Here is a 20610-nt window from a genome sequence, read left to right as displayed (position 1 = left end):
GACCTATCTTGATGAAGGATGCATGGCTTATGGATGTGCAGTTGAATCTGGCCCGCGACGGCGCGGGCCAGCGTATGCCACAGGGAGCGCCGCGATGATGAAATCGGCCAATATGATGTTGTTTTCGCGCGTGCTCGCCGCCGTTTTCGGCGGCTATGCGCTCACGTCCGGCGTGGCCGTGCTGCTGGCGGCCGTGCTGCCGCTGTCGCGCGCCGAAGCCGTGCTGACGGCGACCCTGAGCGCCTTTGTCGTCTACACCTGCGCCGTGATCTGGGTCTTTGCCGTGCAAGACCTGCGCCGCGCCTGGCTCGGCATGCTGCTGCCAGCGATCCTGTGCGGCGGCATCGGCCTGCTGCTGTCGCGGGGGGCCGCATGAACGCCGTCAAGGTAGACAAAGTGGTGAAAACGCCACAGCAGGGCGGCCTGCGCCAGGCCATGGCCTGGCTGCATACGTGGAGCGGCCTGTGGATTTCCTGGCTGCTGTTCGCCATCTTTCTGACCGGCACCCTGGCCGTCTTCGACGACCCGATCGGCCACTGGATGACGCCCGAACACGCGTTGGAAGAGGCGGCGCATGCGAACGATCCGCCGCTGCCGAAGGTCACGGACCGCGCGCACCGCCTGGAGCTGGCGCTCGACTTCATGGCGAAGGAGCACCCGAAGGCGGACATGTGGGAAATCTGGCCCGTGCAGCGTCCCGGCCACGGCCTGTCCGCCTACTGGTTCCAGCCCAGCGGCGGCTATGGCTCGGCGGACCTCGATCCGCTGACGGGCGCCGTCATCGAACATGCGCGCGAAGCAACGGAGCGCGAAACCATCGGCGGTCACCATTTCGTCGATTTCCACTATGAGCTGCACGCGGGCCGCATCGGCGTATGGATCGTCGGCATCACCACCATGATCATGCTGGTGGCGCTGGTGAGCGGCGTCATCACGCACAAGCGCATCTTCAAGGATTTCTTCACCTTCCGCCCGGCAAAAGGGCAGCGCTCTTGGCTCGATGCGCACAACGCGGTGGCCGTGCTGACCTTGCCGTTCCAGTTCATGATCGCCTACACGGGCCTGGCGTTCTACAGCGACGACTATGTGCCGGCGCCCGTGGCGGCGCAGTACGGCATGGACAATCCAAAGAAAGCCTTCCTGGCAGACTGGAACGATGCGGGCAAACCTGTGAAGACGGGCCAGCCGCTGGCCATTCCCGCGCTGGAATCGTTCGCGCTGCGCGCCGAGCAGGCCATCGGCCAGGAAATCCGCGCCGTGGTGCTGGACAATCCGAACGACGCCTCCATGCGCGTCTGCATGTACGGCTGGAATGAAGAAACGGATACGATGGAGCGCATCAGCGCCAACACGGGCAGGGCCTGCTATGCGCTGGCCACGGGCGAGCAGACCGCCTTGCGCCGTCCTGGCGAGTCGGACACGGGCGGCGCAGGCCTGACGCGCTCCGTCATGTCGAACCTGCACATGGTGGGTTTTGGCGGCACGCCCATGCGCTGGCTGTACTTCTTTTGCGGTCTGGCCGGCACGGTCATGATGGGCACGGGCGCCATTTTGTTCATGCTCAAGCGCCGCCAGAAGTCGGGCGGCGAGTTCGGCGCCTATACGCAGCGCGTGTACCGCGTCATCGAATGCCTGAACGTGGCGGCCATCGCCGGCCTGGCCATCGCCTGCGTGGGCTTCCTGTGGGCCAACCGCCTGATCCCCGTCGGCATCGAGCAGCGCGCCGGCTGGGAAGTGCGCGCCTTCTTCGGCGTCTGGTTTTTGATGCTTGTGCACGCCTGCCTGCGCGCGGAAAAGCGCGCGTGGATCGAGCAACTGTGCCTGCTGGCCGCCCTGTGCCTGTTGCTGCCCGTCCTCAATGTGCTGAGCACGGGCGACAACCTGATGGCACAGGTCGCGCGCGGCGACTGGGAAAGCGCCGGCGTGGAACTGGGCAGCATGGCCTTCGGCCTGCTGGCCGTCTGGGGCGCGTGGAAAGTCCACAAGCGCAAGGAAAAACCGGTGAAAAAGGCCGCCGCCAGGGCAGCGCCAGTGGCCAGCCTGCAGGTCAATACGGAAGGACAGTCATGATCAACACCATCCTTTGCGCGCTGGGTCTGTCGTATGCGGGCATGGCCAGCCTCTCGCTGGCCATGGACCGTCATCACGGCCAGGTATGGGGGCGCGACGCGGCGCCGAACGTGCGGCGCGCGCTGCAGCTGGCCGGTGCGTTGCTGCTGGCGCTGGCCATCTGGCCCTGCGTGGCCGGCTGGAGCGCCACCGTCGGCGTGGTCGCCTGGCTGGGTTTTATTTCTGCCGGCGCGCTGCTGGTGGCCCTGTTGCTGCCGTATGCGCCCCGCTTGCTGTTTCGTAGTTCCCTGCTGGCAGCCGTCGCCGCGCTGGCAGGTCTTGTGACGTTCCTGCAGTAATGTTGACTGCCATTTTCAAGGATAGACTGATGCACTTTTTACGCCTGGCGACACCGTTTGATGTTTTGAATGTATTGAAAGTGGCTTCCTGATGGCGGCCCGCCTGCCTTCCCGCCGCGCCCGCATCCTGGGCGGCGCGGTCTTGCTGGCGCTGTTTGGCGCCGGCGTTCTATGGGCCACGCGCGGCCCGGCCACCGTGTTCGACACGGCGCCCGTCAAGCGCGGCAATATCGAAGCGAGCGTCACGGCCATCGGCACCCTGCAGCCGCAAACCTATGTCGACGTGGGCGCGCAGGTGTCGGGCCAGATCACGCGTCTGCACGTGCAGCCCGGCAGCGCCGTGGAAAAAGGCCAGCTGCTGGCCGAGATCGACCCCAGCGTGCAGCAAGCCACGGTCGATGCGGGCCGCGCAGCGCTGGCCGGTTTGCGCGCGCAGCTGGCCGACCAGCAGGCGCAGCACCGGCTGGCGGGCCAGCAGCACGTGCGCCAGAAGCAGATGGCGAAATTCGACTCGACGCCTTTGGCCGACCTGGAAACGGCGGAAGCCACCCTGGCCTCGGCGGCCGCCAAGATCGACCACCTGAAGGCGCAGATCGACCAGACCCAGGCCAGCCTGAAGGCCGACGAGGCGCGTCTCGGCTATACGCGCATCTACGCGCCGATGGGCGGCAGCGTCGTGGGCCTGGATGCGAAAGAGGGGCAGACCCTGAACGCGACGTACCAGACGCCGAATATCCTGCGCATTGCCGACTTGTCGGCCATGACGGTGTGGACGGAAGTGTCGGAAGCGGACGTGCGCCGCGTGCGCGCGGACATGCCCGTGTACTTCACCACCCTGGGCGGCGACCAGCGGCGCTGGAGCGGCAAGGTGCGGCAGGTGCTGCCCGCGCCGCCGGTGCCGGGCGGCACCAGCGCCGGCACGGCCCTGGCGCCGTCGACCAGCAAGGTGATCCTGTATACAGTGCTGTTCGATGTCGACAACGCCGATGGCGAGTTGATGCCGCAGATGACGGCGCAGGTGGTATTTGTTACGGCCGCGAAGAATAATGTGCTGGCCGTGCCCCTGCCGGCCCTGAAACCGTCCACCGAGGACGGCGCGCCGCCTGGCCAGTTCACGGCCCGCGTGATGGATGCCGACGGCAAGGTCGACACGCGCACCGTCACCGTGGGCGTGCGCAACCGCCTCAGCGCGGAAGTGCTGCAAGGCTTGCGCGAAGGCGAATTGCTGGTCACGGGCGAGCAGCCGGCCGGTGGCGGCGCCAGCAGGTTCCAGCTATGAGCGCCATGAGCGAAGTGGCGTCGCTGGGCCCGTCCGGCGACGCGGGTCCGGCGGCGCCGTTGATTGAATTGCAAGGCATCCGCAAGCGCTACGGCGGCCATGACGGCGCGCCGGCCGTGGAAGTGCTGCGCGGCCTGACCTTGGCTATCGGCGCCGGCGAATTCGTCGCCATCGTCGGCGCGTCCGGTTCCGGCAAGTCGACCCTGATGCACTTGCTCGGTTGCCTGGACCGGCCCAGCGACGGCTCCTACCGTTTTGCCGGGCAGGACGTGGCCAGCCTGAATCCCGATGAACTGGCGTGGCTGCGGCGCGAAGCGTTCGGTTTCGTCTTCCAGGGGTATCATCTGATCGCCACCGAATCGGCGCGCGAGAACGTGGAGGTGCCGGCCCTGTACGCGGGCATGCCGGCCGCGGCGCGCCATGCCCGTTCCAAGGCGCTGCTCAAGCGCCTTGGACTCGGTGACCGGCTCGACCACCGGCCGAATCAACTGTCCGGCGGGCAGCAGCAGCGCGTGTCGATCGCCCGCGCCCTGATGAATGGCGGGCGCATCATCCTGGCCGATGAACCGACGGGGGCCCTGGACAGCAGCAGCGGCGCCGAAGTCATGGCCCTGCTGGGGGAACTGGCCGATGCGGGCCACACCATCATCCTCATTACGCATGACCGCAAGGTGGCGGCCCAGGCGCGCAGGGTGATCGAGATCAGCGACGGCGAAATCATCGCGGACACGGGCGCCATCGCCATTCCCGCCACGTCGACGGCCCTGCCGCCGCTGGACATGTCGCGCGCCGCTCATGATACCGGCGCGTCGCTGGGCACGGAATTGCTCGACGCGGCGCGCGCCGCCTGGCGCGTGCTGTGGATCAACCGCTTCCGCACGGGTCTGACCCTGCTCGGCATCATCATTGGCGTCGCTTCCGTGATCGTCATGCTGGCCATCGGCCTGGGCACGCGCCAGCAGGTGATGGCGCAGCTGGGCGCTTTCGGCTCGAACCTCTTATATATGTCGTCGATCGGCGAAAGCTCGCGCATCCCCGGGCGCAGCATCACCCTGGCCGACCTCGAGGCGCTTGAGGGCGTGCCCGGCATTTCCCACGTGTTGCCTAACGTTACCGGCAACAAGGTAATCCGCCATGGCAACCTCGACGTGCAAACCTATGTACGGGGCACGGGCGCGGCGCTGCCGCAGATCCAGACCTGGCCGCTGGCGCATGGCGGCTTCTTCACGCAGCAGGACGAGCGCGAGATGGCCACCGTTGCCGTACTGGGCTGGCGCCTGGCGCACAAGCTGATGCCTGACATTGCCAACCCGGTGGGACAGAATATCCTGATCGGCAACGTGCCGTTCCAGGTGATCGGCGTAATGAGCGAGAAGGGCGCGCTGACTGGCGACAAGGATGAGGATGACGTGCTGCTGCTGCCGTTTTCCACGGCAGGTATCCGCGTCTTCGGCCAGCGCGAGCCCACGTATATCGTGCTGGCGGCCGACGACGTGAAGCGCATCGCCGAAACCGAGAAGGCGGTCGACGCCGTCATGTTCGAGCGCCACCGCATCCGCGACTACGGCATCAGCAACGCGGCCGCTTCTATTGCGGCCGAAGCGCGCACGCAGGACAATATGACCATGATGCTCAGCCTGATCGCGGCCGTTTCGCTCGTGGTGGGCGGCATCGGCGTCATGAACGTGATGCTGATGACGGTGCGCGAGCGCACGCGTGAAATCGGCATCCGCATGGCGACGGGCGCGCGCCGGCGCGACATCCTGCGCCAGTTCCTCACGGAAGCGGTGCTGGTGTCGGTGGTGGGCGGCGTGGCCGGCATCGTGGCCGGCGTGGCGTTTGCCGCTGCGCTGCTTGTGTGGGAAGTGCCCGTGATCTTTTCGCTCAGCGCCATCGGCGGCGCGTTTGCCTGCGCCGTGGTGACGGGACTGGTGTTTGGCTTCATGCCGGCGCGCAAGGCGTCGGGACTCGATCCGGTGGTGGCGCTGGCGGGACAGTAATAACAGGGAGTAGCAACAACGCCGGCAGCGTGGCTGCCGGCAAAAAAATGTTGCCCCTGGCTTTAAGTAACCCCCAATAAATTATTGTGATTTCTGACTTCCATAACCGGCGCTGTGCGGTGTTGCCCGCAGCTAGCAGTGCTCGCACTGCGTCGCAGCGGGCGCCTTGCACAGCATCCGGTTCTGTTCGTCATAAATTCACAATAATTTCCCGAGGGTTACTTAACACGCGGTACTATCTCCCCATAACAAAAAGCAGTGTTTCGTGTTTTATGCCCTTGCGGGCACATACCCACCACTACAGGAGAACCCGATGCAGAAAAAATCAACCTTGAAGACCGGAATCGCCGCCGCCCTCGTGCTGGCGTTCGGCATGGGCGCCGTCCAGGCCCAGGAAGTAGTGCGCCTGGGCAACCTGAAATTTGCCCATTACGGCGCCGTGTCATATATCAAGGAAATCGCCCCCAAGTGCGGCATCAAGGTGGAAGAGCATATCTTTGCCAAGGGTCTCGACGTGATGCAGGCGATTATCGCGGGCGAGCTGGACGTGGGGGCGACGGCCTCGGAGGCGGCCATTTCCGGCCGCGCCGGCGGCGCGCCTATCTACGTGGTGGCCGGCTTTGCCAAGGGCGGCGCGCGCCTGGTGGCGGGGGCGGGGCAAAAGATCGCCAGCGTCAAGGAACTCAAGGGCAAGCGCGTGGGCGTGACGCGCGGCGGCATCCAGGAAGTGCTGCTGCTGGCCGAGCTGGCGCAGGCGGGCCTGACGTATTCCGAAACCAAGGGCAAGGACGTGCAGCTCGTATTTCTGGCCTACGCCGACTTGAACCAGGCGCTGATGGGCAAGAATATCGACGCCATGATGCAGTCGGAGCCGCAATCGTCGCAGGCGATCAACAAGGGTTTCGGCGTGGAAATATTAAAGCCGTACGACACGCCCATCGGCGAGCCCGTGCGCACCATGGTGATGACGGAGAAGTTCTACAAGGAACGCCGTCCCGTGGCGGAAAAATTCATGCGCTGCTTCGTCGAAGCGACGAAAACCTTTATCGACAGCAAGGCGACGGCGGAAAAATACGTGCGCGAAGTCGTGTTCCGCGGCCAGATCACGAAGGACGACTTCGACGATGCGATCAGCAATTCGCCGTATTCATATGACATCTCGCCCGAGCATATCCAGGTGACCACCGATGTGATGGTGAAAACGGGCGTGGGACGCATGACGAAACCGCCCGTGGCCAAGGACTGGGTCAAGACGGACTTGCTGGAGCAGGCGAAAAAGAGCCTGAATGTGAAGTAAATCAAGCAACCATTAAAAAAACCTCCGCGCCAGCAATGGTGCGGAGGTTTTTTGATGGGGAGACGGCCTTAGCGGGCGTTAAAACCCATCCAGCCCTTCTCCGTCTGCCGGAAGCTCAGGGTATAGATGCGCGTCAGTTCATCGCCCTTCTTGAGCTGGCGGTTGATGATGGCGCCGTAGTTGTCTTGCACGAGCTGGTCCGACCATTGCAGCAGGTTCTCGAAACGCTCGGCCGTCATCGCCGCCTGGCGCGCCAGCAGCGGCGCGGGAATCGCTTTCTTTTCCTGCTGCTGCGCCCAGAATTCGCGGAAAACCTTGTTTTCGCCGCCCATGCCGCGCGCCATCAACCCCAGGCCCATGCTCATGCCGACGGTGCTGTCCGTCCTGGCCTGCGCCTCGAGCTTGTCGGCCACATCGGCCAGCAATTCCAGGTAGCCCACCTTGGCGCGCAGCACGGCCGAGCCCTTGATTTCGTACTGCTCATTCTCTTTCCAGCCGTTCAGCTTTTCCAGCTTCGCGATGTCGAAGTAATCCTTGTACAAGTCATAGCCCTGGATCGAGGTACGGAAATACTCCTCGTACGTGGACTGGGAAGGCGCGTCTTTCATGCAACCGCTTAATACAGTGCAGGCGACCAGCAGGATACAGGTCCAGGAGAGTTTTCGAAAAGACATGGCGAGATCGGCGGTGAAGTAAGGGTGGACAAATATTGCTTTGCGGACACGATTATAGGACTGGCTAGTCAGGATGGCAACGTGTCCGCTGCCAGCGACAGGGAGTGCAATGAAAGATTGCGGAAATCTTGAGGGTGCGCCACCCCGTTGCGCCTCAGGCGCGATATCATGGCAGGCTTGCAGCATTGGCTGGCGGCGGAATGCCTGTCACCCGGGCTGTCGCTTGAATCGCGCTTGCCGGCTATGGTGTAAACTTAACATATGCAGACCTATTTCTTTCTTCTTGCCGCCCTCCTGTATGCAGCGTGTGCCGTGCTTCCATCGTCCCGCGCCAGGCTCATCGCCGGCCTGACGGGCGTCGCGTGGCTGGCGCACGCCGTCACCCTGTGGTTCGACCTGATGGCGCCGGGCACCTTGCGTTTCGGCTTTTCCGCCATGCTCTCGGCCGCGCTGTGGGTGTCGGTCGGTGCTTACTGGATAGAGAACCGCAATTTCAGTCTCGATGGACTGCGCCGCATGGTCATGCCCAGCGCCGTCATCGCCATCGGCCTGGCGTGGGCCTTTCCCGGCAGCCAGGTCAGCATGGAAGGCAAGTCGGCCGTCTTCGGCTGGCACATTGCGGTGGCCGTGCTCGCTTACAGCACCTTGACGATCGCCGCTTTCCACGCCGTGCTGATGGCGCTGCAGGAATCGCGTTTGCACACGCGCAGCGAAAGCCGCGGTTTCATCGGCAGCGCGCTCGATCAGCTGCCCGCGCTGCTGACGATGGAAAAGTTGCTGTTCCGCATGATCGGCCTGGGCTTCATCTTGCTCAGCCTGACCGTGCTGTCGGGTATCGTGTTTTCCGAACAACTGTTTGGCAAGGCCCTGAACTGGGATCACAAATCGGTGTTTACCATGCTGTCGTGGCTATTGTTTGCCGCCTTGCTGGCAGGACGCCGTTTCCGCGGCTGGCGCGGCAAGACGGCCCTGAGCTTTACCCTGGCCGGTTTCGCCACCTTGCTGCTGGCGTATGTCGGCAGCCGTTTTGTACTGGAAGTGGTTTTACACCGAGGATTCGCATGACACGTGTTTTGTTCTGGCTGGCGCTGGTGTTTCTGGTGCTGTTTGCTATCCGCAGCAAGATCCGGGGCATGCAGCAGCGCGCCCGCGCACAGCGGCAACCGCCGTCTCAGCCGTTTACGCCGCCAGGCCGGGCGCGGGAATTGCCCGATGCTGAGCTGATGCTGTGCTGCGCCCACTGCGGCGTGTATTATCCGGCCTCCGAAAACGTGCAGGCCAAGGGCCACGATTACTGCAGCCACGCGCACGCCACGCTGTAGCGCGGGCGGCGCGCCGGCCTCGCCGCCGCGTCTGCATTGCTCATCCGTATCGTAACGCCCCCCGCCGCCCGCCAGGCGTACCATCTGCATGCAGCGATCCGATATCGCCATCGCAGGGAGCCGGGAATATGTCCAATTCGCATACTGTGTCGGCCGCCCGCACGCAGGCGGCCAGGGGCTTGCCGCCTGCGCCGCAGCTGATTGGCGACTCGGCCGCCATGCAGGCCTTGCGCGCGCAGATCGGCCGCATCGCCCGCTGCGGCGCGCCGGTGGCTATCCGCGGCGAATCGGGCAGCGGCAAGGAACTGGCGGCGCGCGCCATCCATGCGCAAGGGGAGCGCGCCCGCTTCCCGTTCATTGCCGTCAATTGCGCGGCCATCCCCGAGGCGCTGATGGAGGCGGAGTTCTTCGGCTGCCGCCAGGGAGCGTATACGGGCGCGCTGCATGAGCGGGAAGGGCTGTTCCAGGCGGCCAACGGCGGCAGCCTGCTGCTTGACGAGGTCGACGACCTCCCGCTGGCCATGCAGGTGAAGCTGCTGCGCGCGCTGCAGGAGCAGCGCGTGCGCAAGCTCGGCGGCAGCGCCGATGAGGCCGTTGATGTGCGCATCCTGTGCGCCAGCCAGCATGGTCTGGCGCGTGGCATGGCGGCGCGTACCTTTCGCCAGGACCTGTATTACCGGCTCAATGTGATTGAACTGGTCCTGCCGCCGCTGCGTGAACGGCTCGGCGATCTGCCTGTATTATGTGAGGCAATTCTGGCGCGCCTGGCGCCACGGCAAAGCGTGCGCCTGGCGCCGCCGGTGCTGGACGCCTTGCGCCACTACGCGTTCCCGGGCAATGTGCGCGAACTGGAAAACCTGCTGGAACGGGCACTGGCCTTTGCCGACGATGGCGTGATCGCACTCGATGGTCTGGGCTTGCCGAGCACGGCGACGGCCTCGGTCACGCCCTTGAAGACGGTCCTGCCGGGCGTCGAGCGGCAACTGTCCCTGCCGGGTATGGCGACGCGCGACGCGGCGCCGCTTCTGCCGCTGGCCTTGTATTTGCGCCAGGCCGAGCGTGAAATGATCACGCTGGCGCTGGTACGCGAGCGCTACCACCGCGCACGGGCGGCGCGGCAACTGGGGCTCAGTGCGCGCCAGTTGCGTTACCGGATGCAAAAGTTGATGATACAGGAGTCCTGGCTTGATGATGGCATGGAAGATAGATGAAGACGGCTGGTGCGACGGCGCCGTGCGCTACGACTCGCCGTATTGCGATGCGCGTCCGGAAGGCGCGCAAATCGACTTGCTGGTGATTCACAACATCAGCTTGCCCGGGGGACATTTTGGCGGGCCGCATGTGTCGGACTTGTTTACGGGCCGGGTAGATTATAATGCCGATCCTTCCTTCGCCGACCTGCGTGGCTTGCAGGTGTCGGCGCACTTTTTTGTGCGGCGCGATGGCGCGTTGTTGCAATATGTTTCGGCTGACCAGCGCGCCTGGCATGCCGGCACGTCCACGTTCGAGGGACGCCCGCAGTGCAATGAATATTCCATCGGTATCGAAATGGAAGGCTCGGATGTTACTCCCTTCCAGCCGCGGCAATATCATGTTCTGGCGGCATTGACGGCCGCGCTGGCGGCGCGCTACGGGCTGGCCCATGTGCGCGGACATGAACATATCGCGCCTGGCAGGAAGACGGATCCGGGGCCATATTTTGACTGGAATTGCTACCAGGAATGTTGGTTGGGAGCGCTGCGCGAACGGCCGGCGTTAGCGCTTACTTCGCGGGTATTGGGCTTCCCGTCGGCGCGCTGAAAAGTCAACCGAAATCGTAGAAGAAAGAACAAAAAATTACCAGGGGCGATGCCGGAAAACTATTGCATCGCCTTTCGATGGGTACTACAATTAGTGCGGAATTTGGATTCAACGACTATATGTAGTGCCACCACAGACGTTTTCATAATTATTGTCAAAGCTACCCGGATTGCTGATAAAGCACTGGAACTGGCGGTTTATCACCCTTGATCGTGTTTCACGCCAGCCGGGCAGTGCGGGTTGGCTGTATGAATTCTGACTGTGAATTATTTACTATTTAGCAATAAATACCTGAAGAAACCCTGACCATCGGGCGTTCTATTCAACAACATACGCGGCAGCAAAACTGCAGGCTGACTTTAGCTGACAACGGGAGCTTCAATGCAATCACCTCAAGATATTTCCATCCATCCAACGCCAGCATCGCCAGCGCCCAGCGCGGCCAATAGCGTGGCGAGCACGGGCGCGGCCTTGGGCGACTATCGCATCATCCGCCGCAACGGTGCGGTGGTGGCATTTGAGCCTTCGAAGATCGCCATCGCCATGACCAAGGCGTTTTTGGCCGTTAACGGCGGCCAGGGCGCTGCCTCTGCCCGTATCCGCGAACTGGTGGAACAGCTGACCGCTGGCGTCGTCGCGGCGCTGGTGCGCCGCCAGCCGGGCGGCGGCACCTTCCACATCGAAGACGTGCAGGACCAGGTGGAGCTGTCGCTGATGCGTTCGGGTGAGCACGACGTGGCGCGTGCCTACGTGCTGTACCGCGCCAAGCACATGGAAGAGCGCCGTCTGCAGAAGGAAGCGCAGGGCGCTGCCGCGCAAGTTTCCGCACCGCAATTGAATGTCACCGACAACGGCGTGCGCCGCCTGCTGGACATGCAGGAAGTGCGCGACCTGATCAACGCCGCCTGCGCCGGCCTGGAAAAGCACGTCGATGCCGACGCCATCCTCGCTGAAACCGTGAAAAACCTGTACGACGGCGTGCCCGTCGAAGAACTGCACAAGTCGGCCATCCTGGCGGCGCGCGCGCTGATGGAAAAAGACCCGGCCTACAGCCAGGTCACGGCCCGCATCCTGCTGCACACGGTGCGCAAGGAAGTGTTCGGCAAGGAAGTGCCGCAAGCGGCCGCTGCCGCCGAATACCTGACGTATTTCCCGGCCTATATCGCCAAGGGCATCGCCGCCGAGCTGCTGAACCCGGTACTCGCCAGTTTCGACCTTGAGCGCCTGGCGAAAGCCATCGTTGCCGACCGCGACTTGCAGTTCGGCTACATTGGCCTGCAAACCCTGTACGACCGCTACTTCCTGCACATCCAGGACGTGCGCATCGAAATGCCGCAAGCGTTCTACATGCGCGTGGCCATGGGCCTGGCGCTGAACGAGGCGGACCGCGAAGCGCGCGCCATCGAGTTCTACAGCCTGCTGTCCTCGTTCGACTTCATGAGCTCGACCCCGACCCTGTTCAATTCGGGCACCCTGCGCTCGCAGCTGTCGTCGTGCTACCTGAGCACCGTCTCCGATGACCTGGAAGGCATCTACGACGCCATCAAGGACAACGCGCTGCTGGCCAAGTTCGCCGGCGGCCTGGGCAACGACTGGACGCCGGTGCGCGCCCTGGGCGCCCACATCAAGGGCACCAACGGCAAGTCGCAAGGCGTGGTGCCGTTCCTGAAAGTGGTCAACGACACGGCCGTGGCAGTCAACCAGGGCGGCAAGCGCAAGGGCGCCGTCTGCGCCTACCTGGAAACCTGGCACATGGACATCGAGGAATTCCTCGACCTGCGCAAGAACACGGGCGACGACCGCCGCCGCACGCACGACATGAACACGGCGAACTGGATTCCCGACATGTTCATGAAGCGCGTCATGGAAAAAGGCGAATGGACGCTGTTCTCGCCGTCGGACACACCGGATCTGCATGACAAGGTCGGCAAGGCCTTTGAACAGGCTTACCTGGGCTACGAAGCCAAGGCCGCCGCCGGCGAAATCCGCGTCTTCAAGAAGATCGCGGCGCTGGACCTGTGGCGCAAGATGCTGTCGATGCTGTTTGAAACGGGCCACCCATGGATCACGTTCAAGGATCCGTGCAACATCCGCAGCCCGCAGTCGCACGTCGGCGTCGTCCACAGCTCGAACCTGTGCACGGAAATCACGCTGAACACGGGCCCTGACGAAATCGCCGTCTGCAACCTCGGTTCCGTCAACATGCCGGCGCACATGAAGGAAGGCAAGCTCGATCACGTCAAGCTGGCCAAGACCATCCGCACCGCCATGCGCATGCTCGACAACGTCATCGACATCAATTACTACGCCGTCGACAAGGCGCGCAATTCGAACATGCGCCACCGTCCGGTCGGCATGGGCATCATGGGCTTCCAGGACTGCCTGCACATGATGCGCGTGCCGTTCGCCTCGGACGCCGCCGTGTCGTTTGCCGACACCTCGATGGAAGCCGTCTGCTACTACGCCTACCTGGCGTCGACGGAACTGGCCGAAGAGCGCGGCCGCTATGAGTCGTACGCCGGTTCGCTGTGGGACCGCGGCATCCTGCCGCAGGACTCGGTCAAATTGCTGCTTGAGGAGCGCGGCGGCTACCTGGAAGTCGATTCCTCGTCGGCCATGGACTGGACCCCGGTGCGCGAACGCATCGCCAAGTTCGGCATGCGCAACTCGAACTGCGTGGCCATCGCCCCGACGGCGACGATTTCGAACATCATCGGCGTTTCGGCCTGTATCGAGCCGACGTTCCAGAACCTGTACGTGAAATCGAACCTGTCGGGCGAATTTACCGAGATCAACGGCTACCTGGTGCGCGACCTGAAGGCGCGCGATCTGTGGGATGAAGTCATGATCTCCGACCTGAAGTACTTCGACGGCTCGCTGGTGAAGATCGACCGCATCCCGCAAGACCTGCGCGATATCTACGCCACGGCCTTTGAAGTGTCGCCAAGCTGGCTGGTGGAAGCGGCTTCGCGTCGCCAGAAGTGGATCGACCAGGCACAGTCGCTGAACATCTACATGGCTGGCGCATCGGGCAAGAAGCTCGACGAGACCTACAAGCTGGCATGGCTGCGCGGCCTGAAAACCACCTACTACCTGCGCACCATCGCCGCTACCCACATGGAGAAATCGACCTCCAAGACGGGTGCCCTGAACGCCGTGGCAGTCGACGGCGGCATGTCGGCCAGCGCGCAGAGCGCCCAGGCAGCGGTCGTGGCGGCAGCCGCTGCCGCCGTGGCGCCGGCGGCAGCGGTGGCCGCTGCAGCGGACGACGCCGATGGCGAAGCCTGCTACCTGCGTCCCGGTGATGACGGCTTTGAAGAATGCGAAGCCTGCCAGTAAGATTTTAGTTGTCAGCCCGGCACGGCCGGGTTGATTCAATGTTGTTAATGTCTGTATTGTCCGATTCAACGGGCCTGTTGCAGACGCCGGTGAGCCGGCATGGAAAGGAAGAAGAATATGTCGTTGTCTTGGGATGATGAAACCACGTCGGCAGCTGTGCCGCGTCCGGCGCAGCAAGCGCCACTGGGAAATACCGATTTGAACCTGCCGGCCGGCGCCGAGCCGTCCGAAGCGAACGCCGAGCAAGTGGCGCGCCGCGTGAATGCCGATGACAAGCGCATCATCAACGGCAAGACGGACGTCAACCAGCTGGTGCCGTTCAAGTACAAGTGGGCGTGGGACAAATACCTGGCCGGCTGCGCCAACCACTGGATGCCGCAGGAAGTGAACATGCAGCGCGATATCGAGCTGTGGAAGAACCCGAACGGCCTGACGGACGACGAGCGCCGCCTGGTCAAGCGCAACCTGGGCTTCTTCGTGACGGCCGACTCGCTGGCCGCCAACAACATCGTGCTGGGCACCTACCGCCATATCACGGCGCCCGAGTGCCGCCAGTACCTGCTGCGCCAGGCGTTCGAGGAAGCGATCCATACGCACGCCTACCAGTACATCGTCGAATCGCTGGGCCTGGACGAAGGCGAGATCTTCAACGCCTACAACGAAGTCAAGTCGATCCGCGACAAGGATGAATTCCTGATCCCGTTCATCAACACCCTGACCGACCCGGCGTTCGTCACGGGCACGGTGGAAAACGACCAGAAGCTGCTGAAATCCCTGATCGTGTTTGCCTGCCTGATGGAAGGCCTGTTCTTCTACGTGGGCTTCACGCAGATCCTGGCGCTGGGCCGCCAGAACAAGATGATGGGCGCTGCCGAGCAGTACCAGTACATCCTGCGCGACGAATCGATGCACTGCAACTTCGGCATCGACTTGATCAACACGATCAAGATGGAAAACCCGCAGCTGTGGACGGCCGCCTTCCGCGAAGAGATCAAGGACCTGTTCATGAAGGCCGTGGAACTGGAATACGCGTACGCGGAAGACACCATGCCGCGCGGCGTGCTGGGTCTGAACGCGCCGATGTTCAAGGGCTATTTGCGCTTCATCGCCAACCGCCGCGCGCAGCAGATCGGCATCGAGCCGCTGTTCGCCCAGGAAGAAAACCCGTTCCCGTGGATGAGCGAAATGATCGACATGAAGAAAGAGCGCAACTTCTTCGAGACGCGCGTGACCGAGTACCAAACGGGTGGTGCGCTGAACTGGGAATAAGCCTTCGCTTTCAAAAGCCAAAAGCGCCGTCACTGTGACGGCGCTTTTTTTTTGTGCCTGGCCGAGAAAAATGCCGCCGCCGGAGGGCGCCGAAAAGCATCAGCGGCACGGCCGGAAAAGCGCCTGCGGCCGCGCCGATATGAGGAGGCCCGCGCCAGCTTTTTCAGTGCTCACGCGCGGCCGCATCGGAGGCGGAAAATAGCGTTTCCGGACACGCTGGCGGCGGCATTTGGCGCGCGATTGTGCGATAGCGCGCGTATCGTGCAAAAAAGCCCGTGAAAACGTGTCGTGCCGGTTGCGCATTGACAAGGTTTTCGTGTACTTTATGAGATTGCAAATGCGAGCGTTAGAATGCGGGGTTTTTTGACCAGCGCGGTAACGAAAAAACCTCGCAAAACAGGGATACAGATTTACACGGATATGCACAAAACCACACCGTTTTCGTCTGCCGCCGTGCCCGAATTTTTTCAGGCATGGCGGTTTTTTATTTGACGCATGGGTGTTGTGGCGAGCGCGATGCGAGGAGCGAAAAAACGCACGGCATCGAAAACGAATGACCGAATTCAGACTTTGCCACCAGCTGCGAGATAAAGCAGGGTGGCACCGACGATGGCTGAAGTGCTGCAAACGTGAGGAGTTGCAGCAGTTCAGCTGGTGCCGAATTCATTAGCGCAAACGACCGTTTGTGCCGATGAATAATTCGCCTGGCCTATCCCTGTGGTGGGTCGGACGGGTTTAAATCTTGTAGCTTAAATTTCTCATCTCAGATGAAGGAGAGACAAATGGCAACAGCCGCTAAGAAATCAGAAGTAAAGAAACCAGCCGCCAAGGCTGCTCCTGCCGCGAAGAAGCCGGCAGCCGCAGCCAAGACGGTTGCCGCTAAACCAGCTGCGAAAGCCGCAGCCAAACCAGTCGCCAAGGCCGCAGCGAAACCTGCAGCCAAAGTGGTTGCCAAGCCAGCAGCAAAAGTGGCAGCCAAGCCAGTAGCGAAAGCCGCAGCGAAATCTGCCGCCAAGGCCAGCGCAAAACCGGCAGCCAAGCCGGCAGCGAAAGTTGCAGCGAAACCTGTCGCCAAGGCAGCAGCCAAGCCAGCAGTGAAAAAAGCTGCAGCCAAACCGGCAGCCAAACCGGCCGCCAAGCCAGCAGCAAAAGTCGCGGCAAAACCTGCCGCCAAGGCAGCAGCCAAGCCGGCAGTGAAAAAAGCGGCAGCGAAACCTGCCGCCAAGGCAGCAGCCAAGCCAGCAGCGAAAAAAGTCGTCGCCAAGGCAGCAGCGAAGCCGGCCGTCAAGGCAGCAGCGAAGCCAGCAGCAAAAGCGGCCGCCAAGCCAGCAGCCAAAGCGGCAGCCAAGCCAGCAGTGAAAAAAGCCGCAGCGAAACCTGCCGCCAAAGCTGCAGCGAAACCGGCTGCCAAAGCGGCAGCCAAGCCAGCAGCGAAAAAAGTCGTCGCCAAAGCAGCAGCCAAGCCAGCAGCAAAAGCTGCAGCGAAGCCTGCGGCCAAGGTAGCAGCGAAGCCGGCAGCGAAAGCAGCAGCCAAGCCAGCGGCCAAGGTAGCTGCGAAGCCAGCGGCGAAAGCAGCAGCCAAGCCAGCGGCCAAGGCAGCAGCGAAGCCGGCAGCCAAAGCGGCAGCCAAGCCAGCAGCGAAAGTCGCGGCCAAGCCGGCAGCCAAAGCGGCAGCGAAACCCGCCGCCAAGGTTGTAGCGAAGCCGGCAGCGAAACCTGCAGCCAAGCCAGCGGCCAAGGTAGCAGCGAAGCCAGCAGCGAAACCTGCAGCCAAGCCAGCCGCCAAGCCGGCAGCGAAAGCCGCAGCGAAACCTGCCGCCAAGCCAGCTGCAGCACCAGCAGTGGTGGCGCCAGCTCCGGTAGCCGCGGCCCCGGCAGCAGCGCCGGCGGCGCCAGCCGCCGTTGCCGCCAAGCCAGCCGCCAAGAAGGCTGCGCCTAAAAAGGCCGCACCGAAGAAGGCTGCTGTCGCCAAACCATCGGCACCTATCGCACCTGTAGCAAAAACCGTGTTGGCACCGGCTGCAGCCTGGCCATTCCCAACCAGCACCCGCCCATCGTAATCCCAACGAGACGGATGCCTGGATGAGGCAACACGCCGCTGTGTGACTCAATCACACAGCGGTTTTTTTTTGGAGAATTTGTCGTGCTGATCGTTATACTTACATTGATCGTTGATACCATTGCCACGCTGTTGGGCGGCGTCCTGCTGCTGCGCTTCTGGATGCAGGCGGTACGCGTGCGGCCGCCTTCGTCCGTGGCGCAATTCACCTTTCAATTGTCCGACTGGCTGGTACGTCCCCTGCGACGCGTGGTGCCTGGCGTGGGCGGGTATGACTGGGCCAGCCTGATCGGCGCCTTCCTGATCGTCTTGCTGGCCAGCTCGGTCCTGTTTATTTCCGGCTATCCCGTCGGAGTGGTGCTGCTCAAGTCGCTGCAACGCTTCCTGCAATGGATACTCTACGGTTTCATGGCCTTGCTGATCATCGAAGCCATCTTCAGCTGGGTCAACCCGCATGCGCCGCTGGCGCCGTTCGTACGGGCCCTGAATGAGCCGCTGCTGCGTCCGATACGCAAAGTGGTGCCGCTGGTGGGCAGCCTGGACCTGTCGCTGCTGGTGGCCCTGATCGTGCTGCAGATCGCGCAAGTGCTGGTGGGGATGATTATTGTTGTCCGATAAACAAGACTGGTGTTCGGCATTGCCAGGCGGCATACGCCTGGCCGTGCAGATTGCCGCGAATGCGAAGAAAACGGAAGTGCTGGGCGTGCATGACGGCGCCCTGAAGATCAAGCTGCATGCGCAGCCTGTCGAAGGCAAGGCTAACCTGGCCTTGATCCGTTACCTGGCCGAGGCGCTGGGCGTACCGAAAAGCGCCGTGACATTGACGCACGGACACACCAATAAACGTAAATTGCTGGAAGTGGCGAAAGCGTCGCTGACGCCGGAGCTGGCGCAGCAGATATTGCTGGAAGGCAAGTAAGCCTGCCTGACACGAGTGTGCCAGGCAGGCCGGACTTATTAATAGCGGTAGCCGAACGCCGTTTCAAACTGGTCGGCGATGCTGGCCGGTGTAAACACATGGTTTTGCGCGCCTTGGGTGGCGATCTTGATGGCGCCTAGCAGGCTGGCCAGGCGGCCGCTGGTTTCCCAGCCCAGGTCGTTGGTGATGCCGAACAGCAAGCCAGCGCGGTAGGCGTCGCCGCAGCCGGTCGGGTCCAGTACTTCCTTGGCGGTCACGACAGGAATATCGATGCGCTTGCCGTCCGTATAGATTTCCGACCCCTTCTCGCCGCGCGTGACGATGAGCGCCTGCAGGCGGCTGGCGATGTCCGGCAGGGTCAAGCCTGTGCGTTCCATCAACATTTCCATTTCATAGTCGTTGGCCGACACATAAGTGGCTTTGTTGATGAAATCGATCAACTGTTCGCCATTAAAGCGTGGCAACTGTTGACCCGGATCAAACATGAAGGGGATGCCCAGCTCGGCCAGATCGGCGGCGTGCTTGAGCATGCCCTGGTCGCCGTCCGGCGAAATGATGGCCACCTTGGCCGGGCCCGCATTGGCCACCGGATTTTCATGCGCGTACGACATGGCGCCAGGGTGGAAGGCATTGATCTGGTTATTGTCGGCGTCGGCCGTGACGAAGCACTGCGCGTTGTAGCTGTCGGCCTTGATCAGGATGTTGGCGGTGGAAATGCCCAGCTTTTGCAGGCGTTCCAGGTAGGCGGCGCTATCTTGCCCCATGACGCCGACGATGCGCGGGTCGCCGCCCAGCATTTTCAGGCTGTAGGCGATATTGCCCGAGCAGCCGCCAAATTCCGTGCGCATGGTAGGCACGAGGAAAGAAACGTTCACCTTGTGCAATTGGTCGGCCAGCAGGGACTCGCCGAAGCGGCCCGGGAATTGCATGATGGTGTCGGTGGCGAGCGAGCCGCAGATCAACGATGTTTTGGTCATGATAGTGTGCTTTAAGGATAAAAGATGGCGATATGGTAGCCAGACGCCGTGAGCTGGTCTAATGCAAAGTACAGTTTGATGGTTTGTTCCGAGCGCGGCGCGAAACCCCGGGTCACGTCGATGCTGGACGGCAGGTAGTCGCGCGGCGCGATGACGCGGCGCAATACCGGCTTGTCGTCGCCGTCGTTGAGGGTCAGTTCGATGCTGGGCCAGGCTTGCACGCTGCGGCTCTGGTTGCGCAGCAGCGAGACATACGAAAACGTCTGTTCCTTCAGGGTTTGCAGTTCCCCCTGCTCGATGGCCAGCGCCTCGATTTGCGCCGGCAAGTCCACCTGGCAGCCACTGAGCTTGCACAGCGCCACCAGGGTGGGCTTCCACTGTGGAAACTGCGCCGCCAGCGGATTGCGGAAGGTGGTCATCACTTGCACTGATAGCAAGAATAGCAGCACCAGCGAGCCGATGGCCATGGCCACGCGCAAGGCCTTGCTGCTTTGTTCGCGGCGCCGGCCCCGGGTCACAAACGCCGGTTCATCCTCTGCCGGCGGCAACGGTGCCTCTGTTGTGCCGGTTTCCCCGGCCGGGTCTGGCACGGCGGCGGCGGGCGGCGGCGCGAACGATGGCTCGCTCAGGCTCGGCTCCTGTCGCGCGGGTGGCGGCACAGGCTTGTCCAGGCTGACTTTTTCCTGCACCGCCAGCGCAGGTGCGTCGTCCGCGTCCAGGCCCGGTTCGCGGCGGCTGTCGCGCAAATACGTGGCAAAGGCGGGCGCGTCATCGACCTGGCGGCGCTTGAACGGCGCCATCGGCTGGGGCAAGGGAGCTTCGGGCGGCTCCGCCGGTATTTCTGCAGGGACTTCGAGAGGGGCGGCGGCAGGCGCGTCGGCCAGTACCTCGGCCGGCAGGCTGACGTCGAGGTCCAGTTCGATGTGTTCGTTATCGTCTGCGTCGCCCTTGAGCTGCGCCGTTTCCGGCAGGATGCCGAACGGGTCGAACGAGGTGTCGAAATCGAGGGAATAAATGGGTTCATCGTCCGTGACGGACGGCAGGCTGTTCTCAGCCGGGTACGCGGTGGAAAATGGAGCGGCAGGGCCAAGGCCGGACGTTAAAAACGGCGATGCCGCAGCTGGATCGACCAGTGCGGCATTGCCGTCAAAGACTTCCCTGCACGTGCCACAGCGCACGATGCCCCCACGTAACTTCAACTGGTCAGCAGCGACCCGAAATATCGTGTTGCAATGGGGGCATTTGGTGGCGAGTGCCATTGCTGTGC

18 protein-coding genes are annotated in these 20610 nt (G+C 62.8%); 15 read left to right on the top strand and 3 right to left on the bottom strand.

From position 1 onward, the window contains the following. Positions 1-94: 94 nt before the first annotated feature. The 6 genes from AC07VI_RS03935 to AC07VI_RS03910 all read left to right on the top strand — a co-directional run bounded on the left by AC07VI_RS03935 (position 95) and on the right by AC07VI_RS03910 (position 6984). Positions 95-376 carry a hypothetical protein gene (locus tag AC07VI_RS03935; protein ID WP_083287002.1) on the top strand — a complete coding sequence of 94 codons (282 nt, stop codon included), beginning with the start codon at positions 95-97 and terminating at the stop codon, positions 374-376. Next, on the top strand, positions 373-2070 hold the full coding sequence (locus tag AC07VI_RS03930) for a PepSY-associated TM helix domain-containing protein (RefSeq protein WP_492995766.1): 1698 nt from the start codon (positions 373-375) through the stop codon (positions 2068-2070). Before AC07VI_RS03935 ends, AC07VI_RS03930 begins: the two co-directional genes overlap by 4 nt. Beyond that, positions 2067-2408, top strand: a complete 342-nt coding sequence (locus tag AC07VI_RS03925) for a DUF3325 domain-containing protein (protein WP_086143746.1) — start codon at positions 2067-2069, stop codon at positions 2406-2408. The genes AC07VI_RS03930 and AC07VI_RS03925 overlap by 4 nt, the downstream gene beginning before the upstream one ends. 91 nt (positions 2409-2499) lie before the next feature. Then, the gene (locus AC07VI_RS03920; protein ID WP_492995764.1) at positions 2500-3687 is read left to right on the top strand and encodes an efflux RND transporter periplasmic adaptor subunit; all 1188 of its coding nucleotides are present in this window, start codon (positions 2500-2502) and stop codon (positions 3685-3687) included. A 5-nt stretch (positions 3688-3692) separates the two neighbouring features. Continuing rightward, positions 3693-5687: a MacB family efflux pump subunit gene (locus AC07VI_RS03915; RefSeq protein ID WP_492996379.1), complete on the top strand. Its 1995-nt coding sequence runs from the start codon at positions 3693-3695 to the stop codon at positions 5685-5687. Between the two features lie 313 nt (positions 5688-6000). After that, positions 6001-6984 carry an ABC transporter substrate-binding protein gene (locus AC07VI_RS03910; protein WP_086143748.1) on the top strand — a complete coding sequence of 328 codons (984 nt, stop codon included), beginning with the start codon at positions 6001-6003 and terminating at the stop codon, positions 6982-6984. Positions 6985-7052: 68 nt separating this feature from the next. Here the strand turns inward: AC07VI_RS03910 and AC07VI_RS03905 are convergent, their stop codons facing one another. Continuing rightward, complete coding sequence (locus tag AC07VI_RS03905; RefSeq protein ID WP_086143749.1) at positions 7053-7592, bottom strand: hypothetical protein; 540 nt, start codon at positions 7590-7592, stop codon at positions 7053-7055. A gap of 327 nt (positions 7593-7919) precedes the next feature. On the opposite strand from AC07VI_RS03905, the gene AC07VI_RS03900 reads away from it, so the two are divergent. From AC07VI_RS03900 to AC07VI_RS03860, 9 genes are all read left to right on the top strand, one after another. Continuing rightward, on the top strand, positions 7920-8723 hold the full coding sequence (locus AC07VI_RS03900) for a cytochrome C assembly family protein (protein WP_086143750.1): 804 nt from the start codon (positions 7920-7922) through the stop codon (positions 8721-8723). Next, a complete protein-coding gene (locus AC07VI_RS03895; protein WP_086143751.1) occupies positions 8720-8980 on the top strand; it encodes a PP0621 family protein in 261 nt (86 codons plus the stop codon). The genes AC07VI_RS03900 and AC07VI_RS03895 overlap by 4 nt, the downstream gene beginning before the upstream one ends. Positions 8981-9108: 128 nt before the next feature. Next, the gene (locus AC07VI_RS03890; protein ID WP_086143752.1) at positions 9109-10191 is read left to right on the top strand and encodes a sigma 54-interacting transcriptional regulator; all 1083 of its coding nucleotides are present in this window, start codon (positions 9109-9111) and stop codon (positions 10189-10191) included. Further along, positions 10169-10780 (top strand): 1,6-anhydro-N-acetylmuramyl-L-alanine amidase AmpD, encoded by a 612-nt coding sequence (ampD, locus tag AC07VI_RS03885; protein ID WP_492995760.1) that lies wholly within the window; start codon positions 10169-10171, stop codon positions 10778-10780. The genes AC07VI_RS03890 and ampD overlap by 23 nt, the downstream gene beginning before the upstream one ends. Positions 10781-11161: 381 nt before the next feature. Next, positions 11162-14119 carry a ribonucleoside-diphosphate reductase subunit alpha gene (locus AC07VI_RS03880; RefSeq protein WP_086143754.1) on the top strand — a complete coding sequence of 986 codons (2958 nt, stop codon included), beginning with the start codon at positions 11162-11164 and terminating at the stop codon, positions 14117-14119. A gap of 117 nt (positions 14120-14236) precedes the next feature. Then, positions 14237-15388: a ribonucleotide-diphosphate reductase subunit beta gene (locus tag AC07VI_RS03875; RefSeq protein WP_070218582.1), complete on the top strand. Its 1152-nt coding sequence runs from the start codon at positions 14237-14239 to the stop codon at positions 15386-15388. A gap of 782 nt (positions 15389-16170) precedes the next feature. Beyond that, on the top strand, positions 16171-17448 hold the full coding sequence (locus tag AC07VI_RS03870) for a transcriptional regulator (protein WP_086143755.1): 1278 nt from the start codon (positions 16171-16173) through the stop codon (positions 17446-17448). 83 nt (positions 17449-17531) lie between these two features. Next, complete coding sequence (locus tag AC07VI_RS03865; RefSeq protein WP_253251889.1) at positions 17532-18065, top strand: YggT family protein; 534 nt, start codon at positions 17532-17534, stop codon at positions 18063-18065. Beyond that, positions 18055-18366 (top strand): DUF167 domain-containing protein, encoded by a 312-nt coding sequence (locus AC07VI_RS03860; protein ID WP_216356295.1) that lies wholly within the window; start codon positions 18055-18057, stop codon positions 18364-18366. The genes AC07VI_RS03865 and AC07VI_RS03860 overlap by 11 nt, the downstream gene beginning before the upstream one ends. Positions 18367-18404: 38 nt before the next feature. Here the strand turns inward: AC07VI_RS03860 and AC07VI_RS03855 are convergent, their stop codons facing one another. Both AC07VI_RS03855 and AC07VI_RS03850 read right to left on the bottom strand, forming a co-directional pair. Then, positions 18405-19343 carry a carbohydrate kinase family protein gene (locus AC07VI_RS03855; RefSeq protein WP_086143757.1) on the bottom strand — a complete coding sequence of 313 codons (939 nt, stop codon included), beginning with the start codon at positions 19341-19343 and terminating at the stop codon, positions 18405-18407. A gap of 11 nt (positions 19344-19354) precedes the next feature. Beyond that, entirely contained in the window at positions 19355-20602 is a 1248-nt protein-coding gene (locus AC07VI_RS03850) for a DUF3426 domain-containing protein (RefSeq protein WP_492995757.1), read from the bottom strand. Positions 20603-20610: the final 8 nt, after the last annotated feature.

It is taken from the genome of Janthinobacterium sp. GW821-FHT03A03, assembly GCF_059421435.1.
The sequence above is the reverse complement of the archived record's forward strand: the minus strand, read 5'-3'. Positions and strand labels throughout refer to the sequence as shown.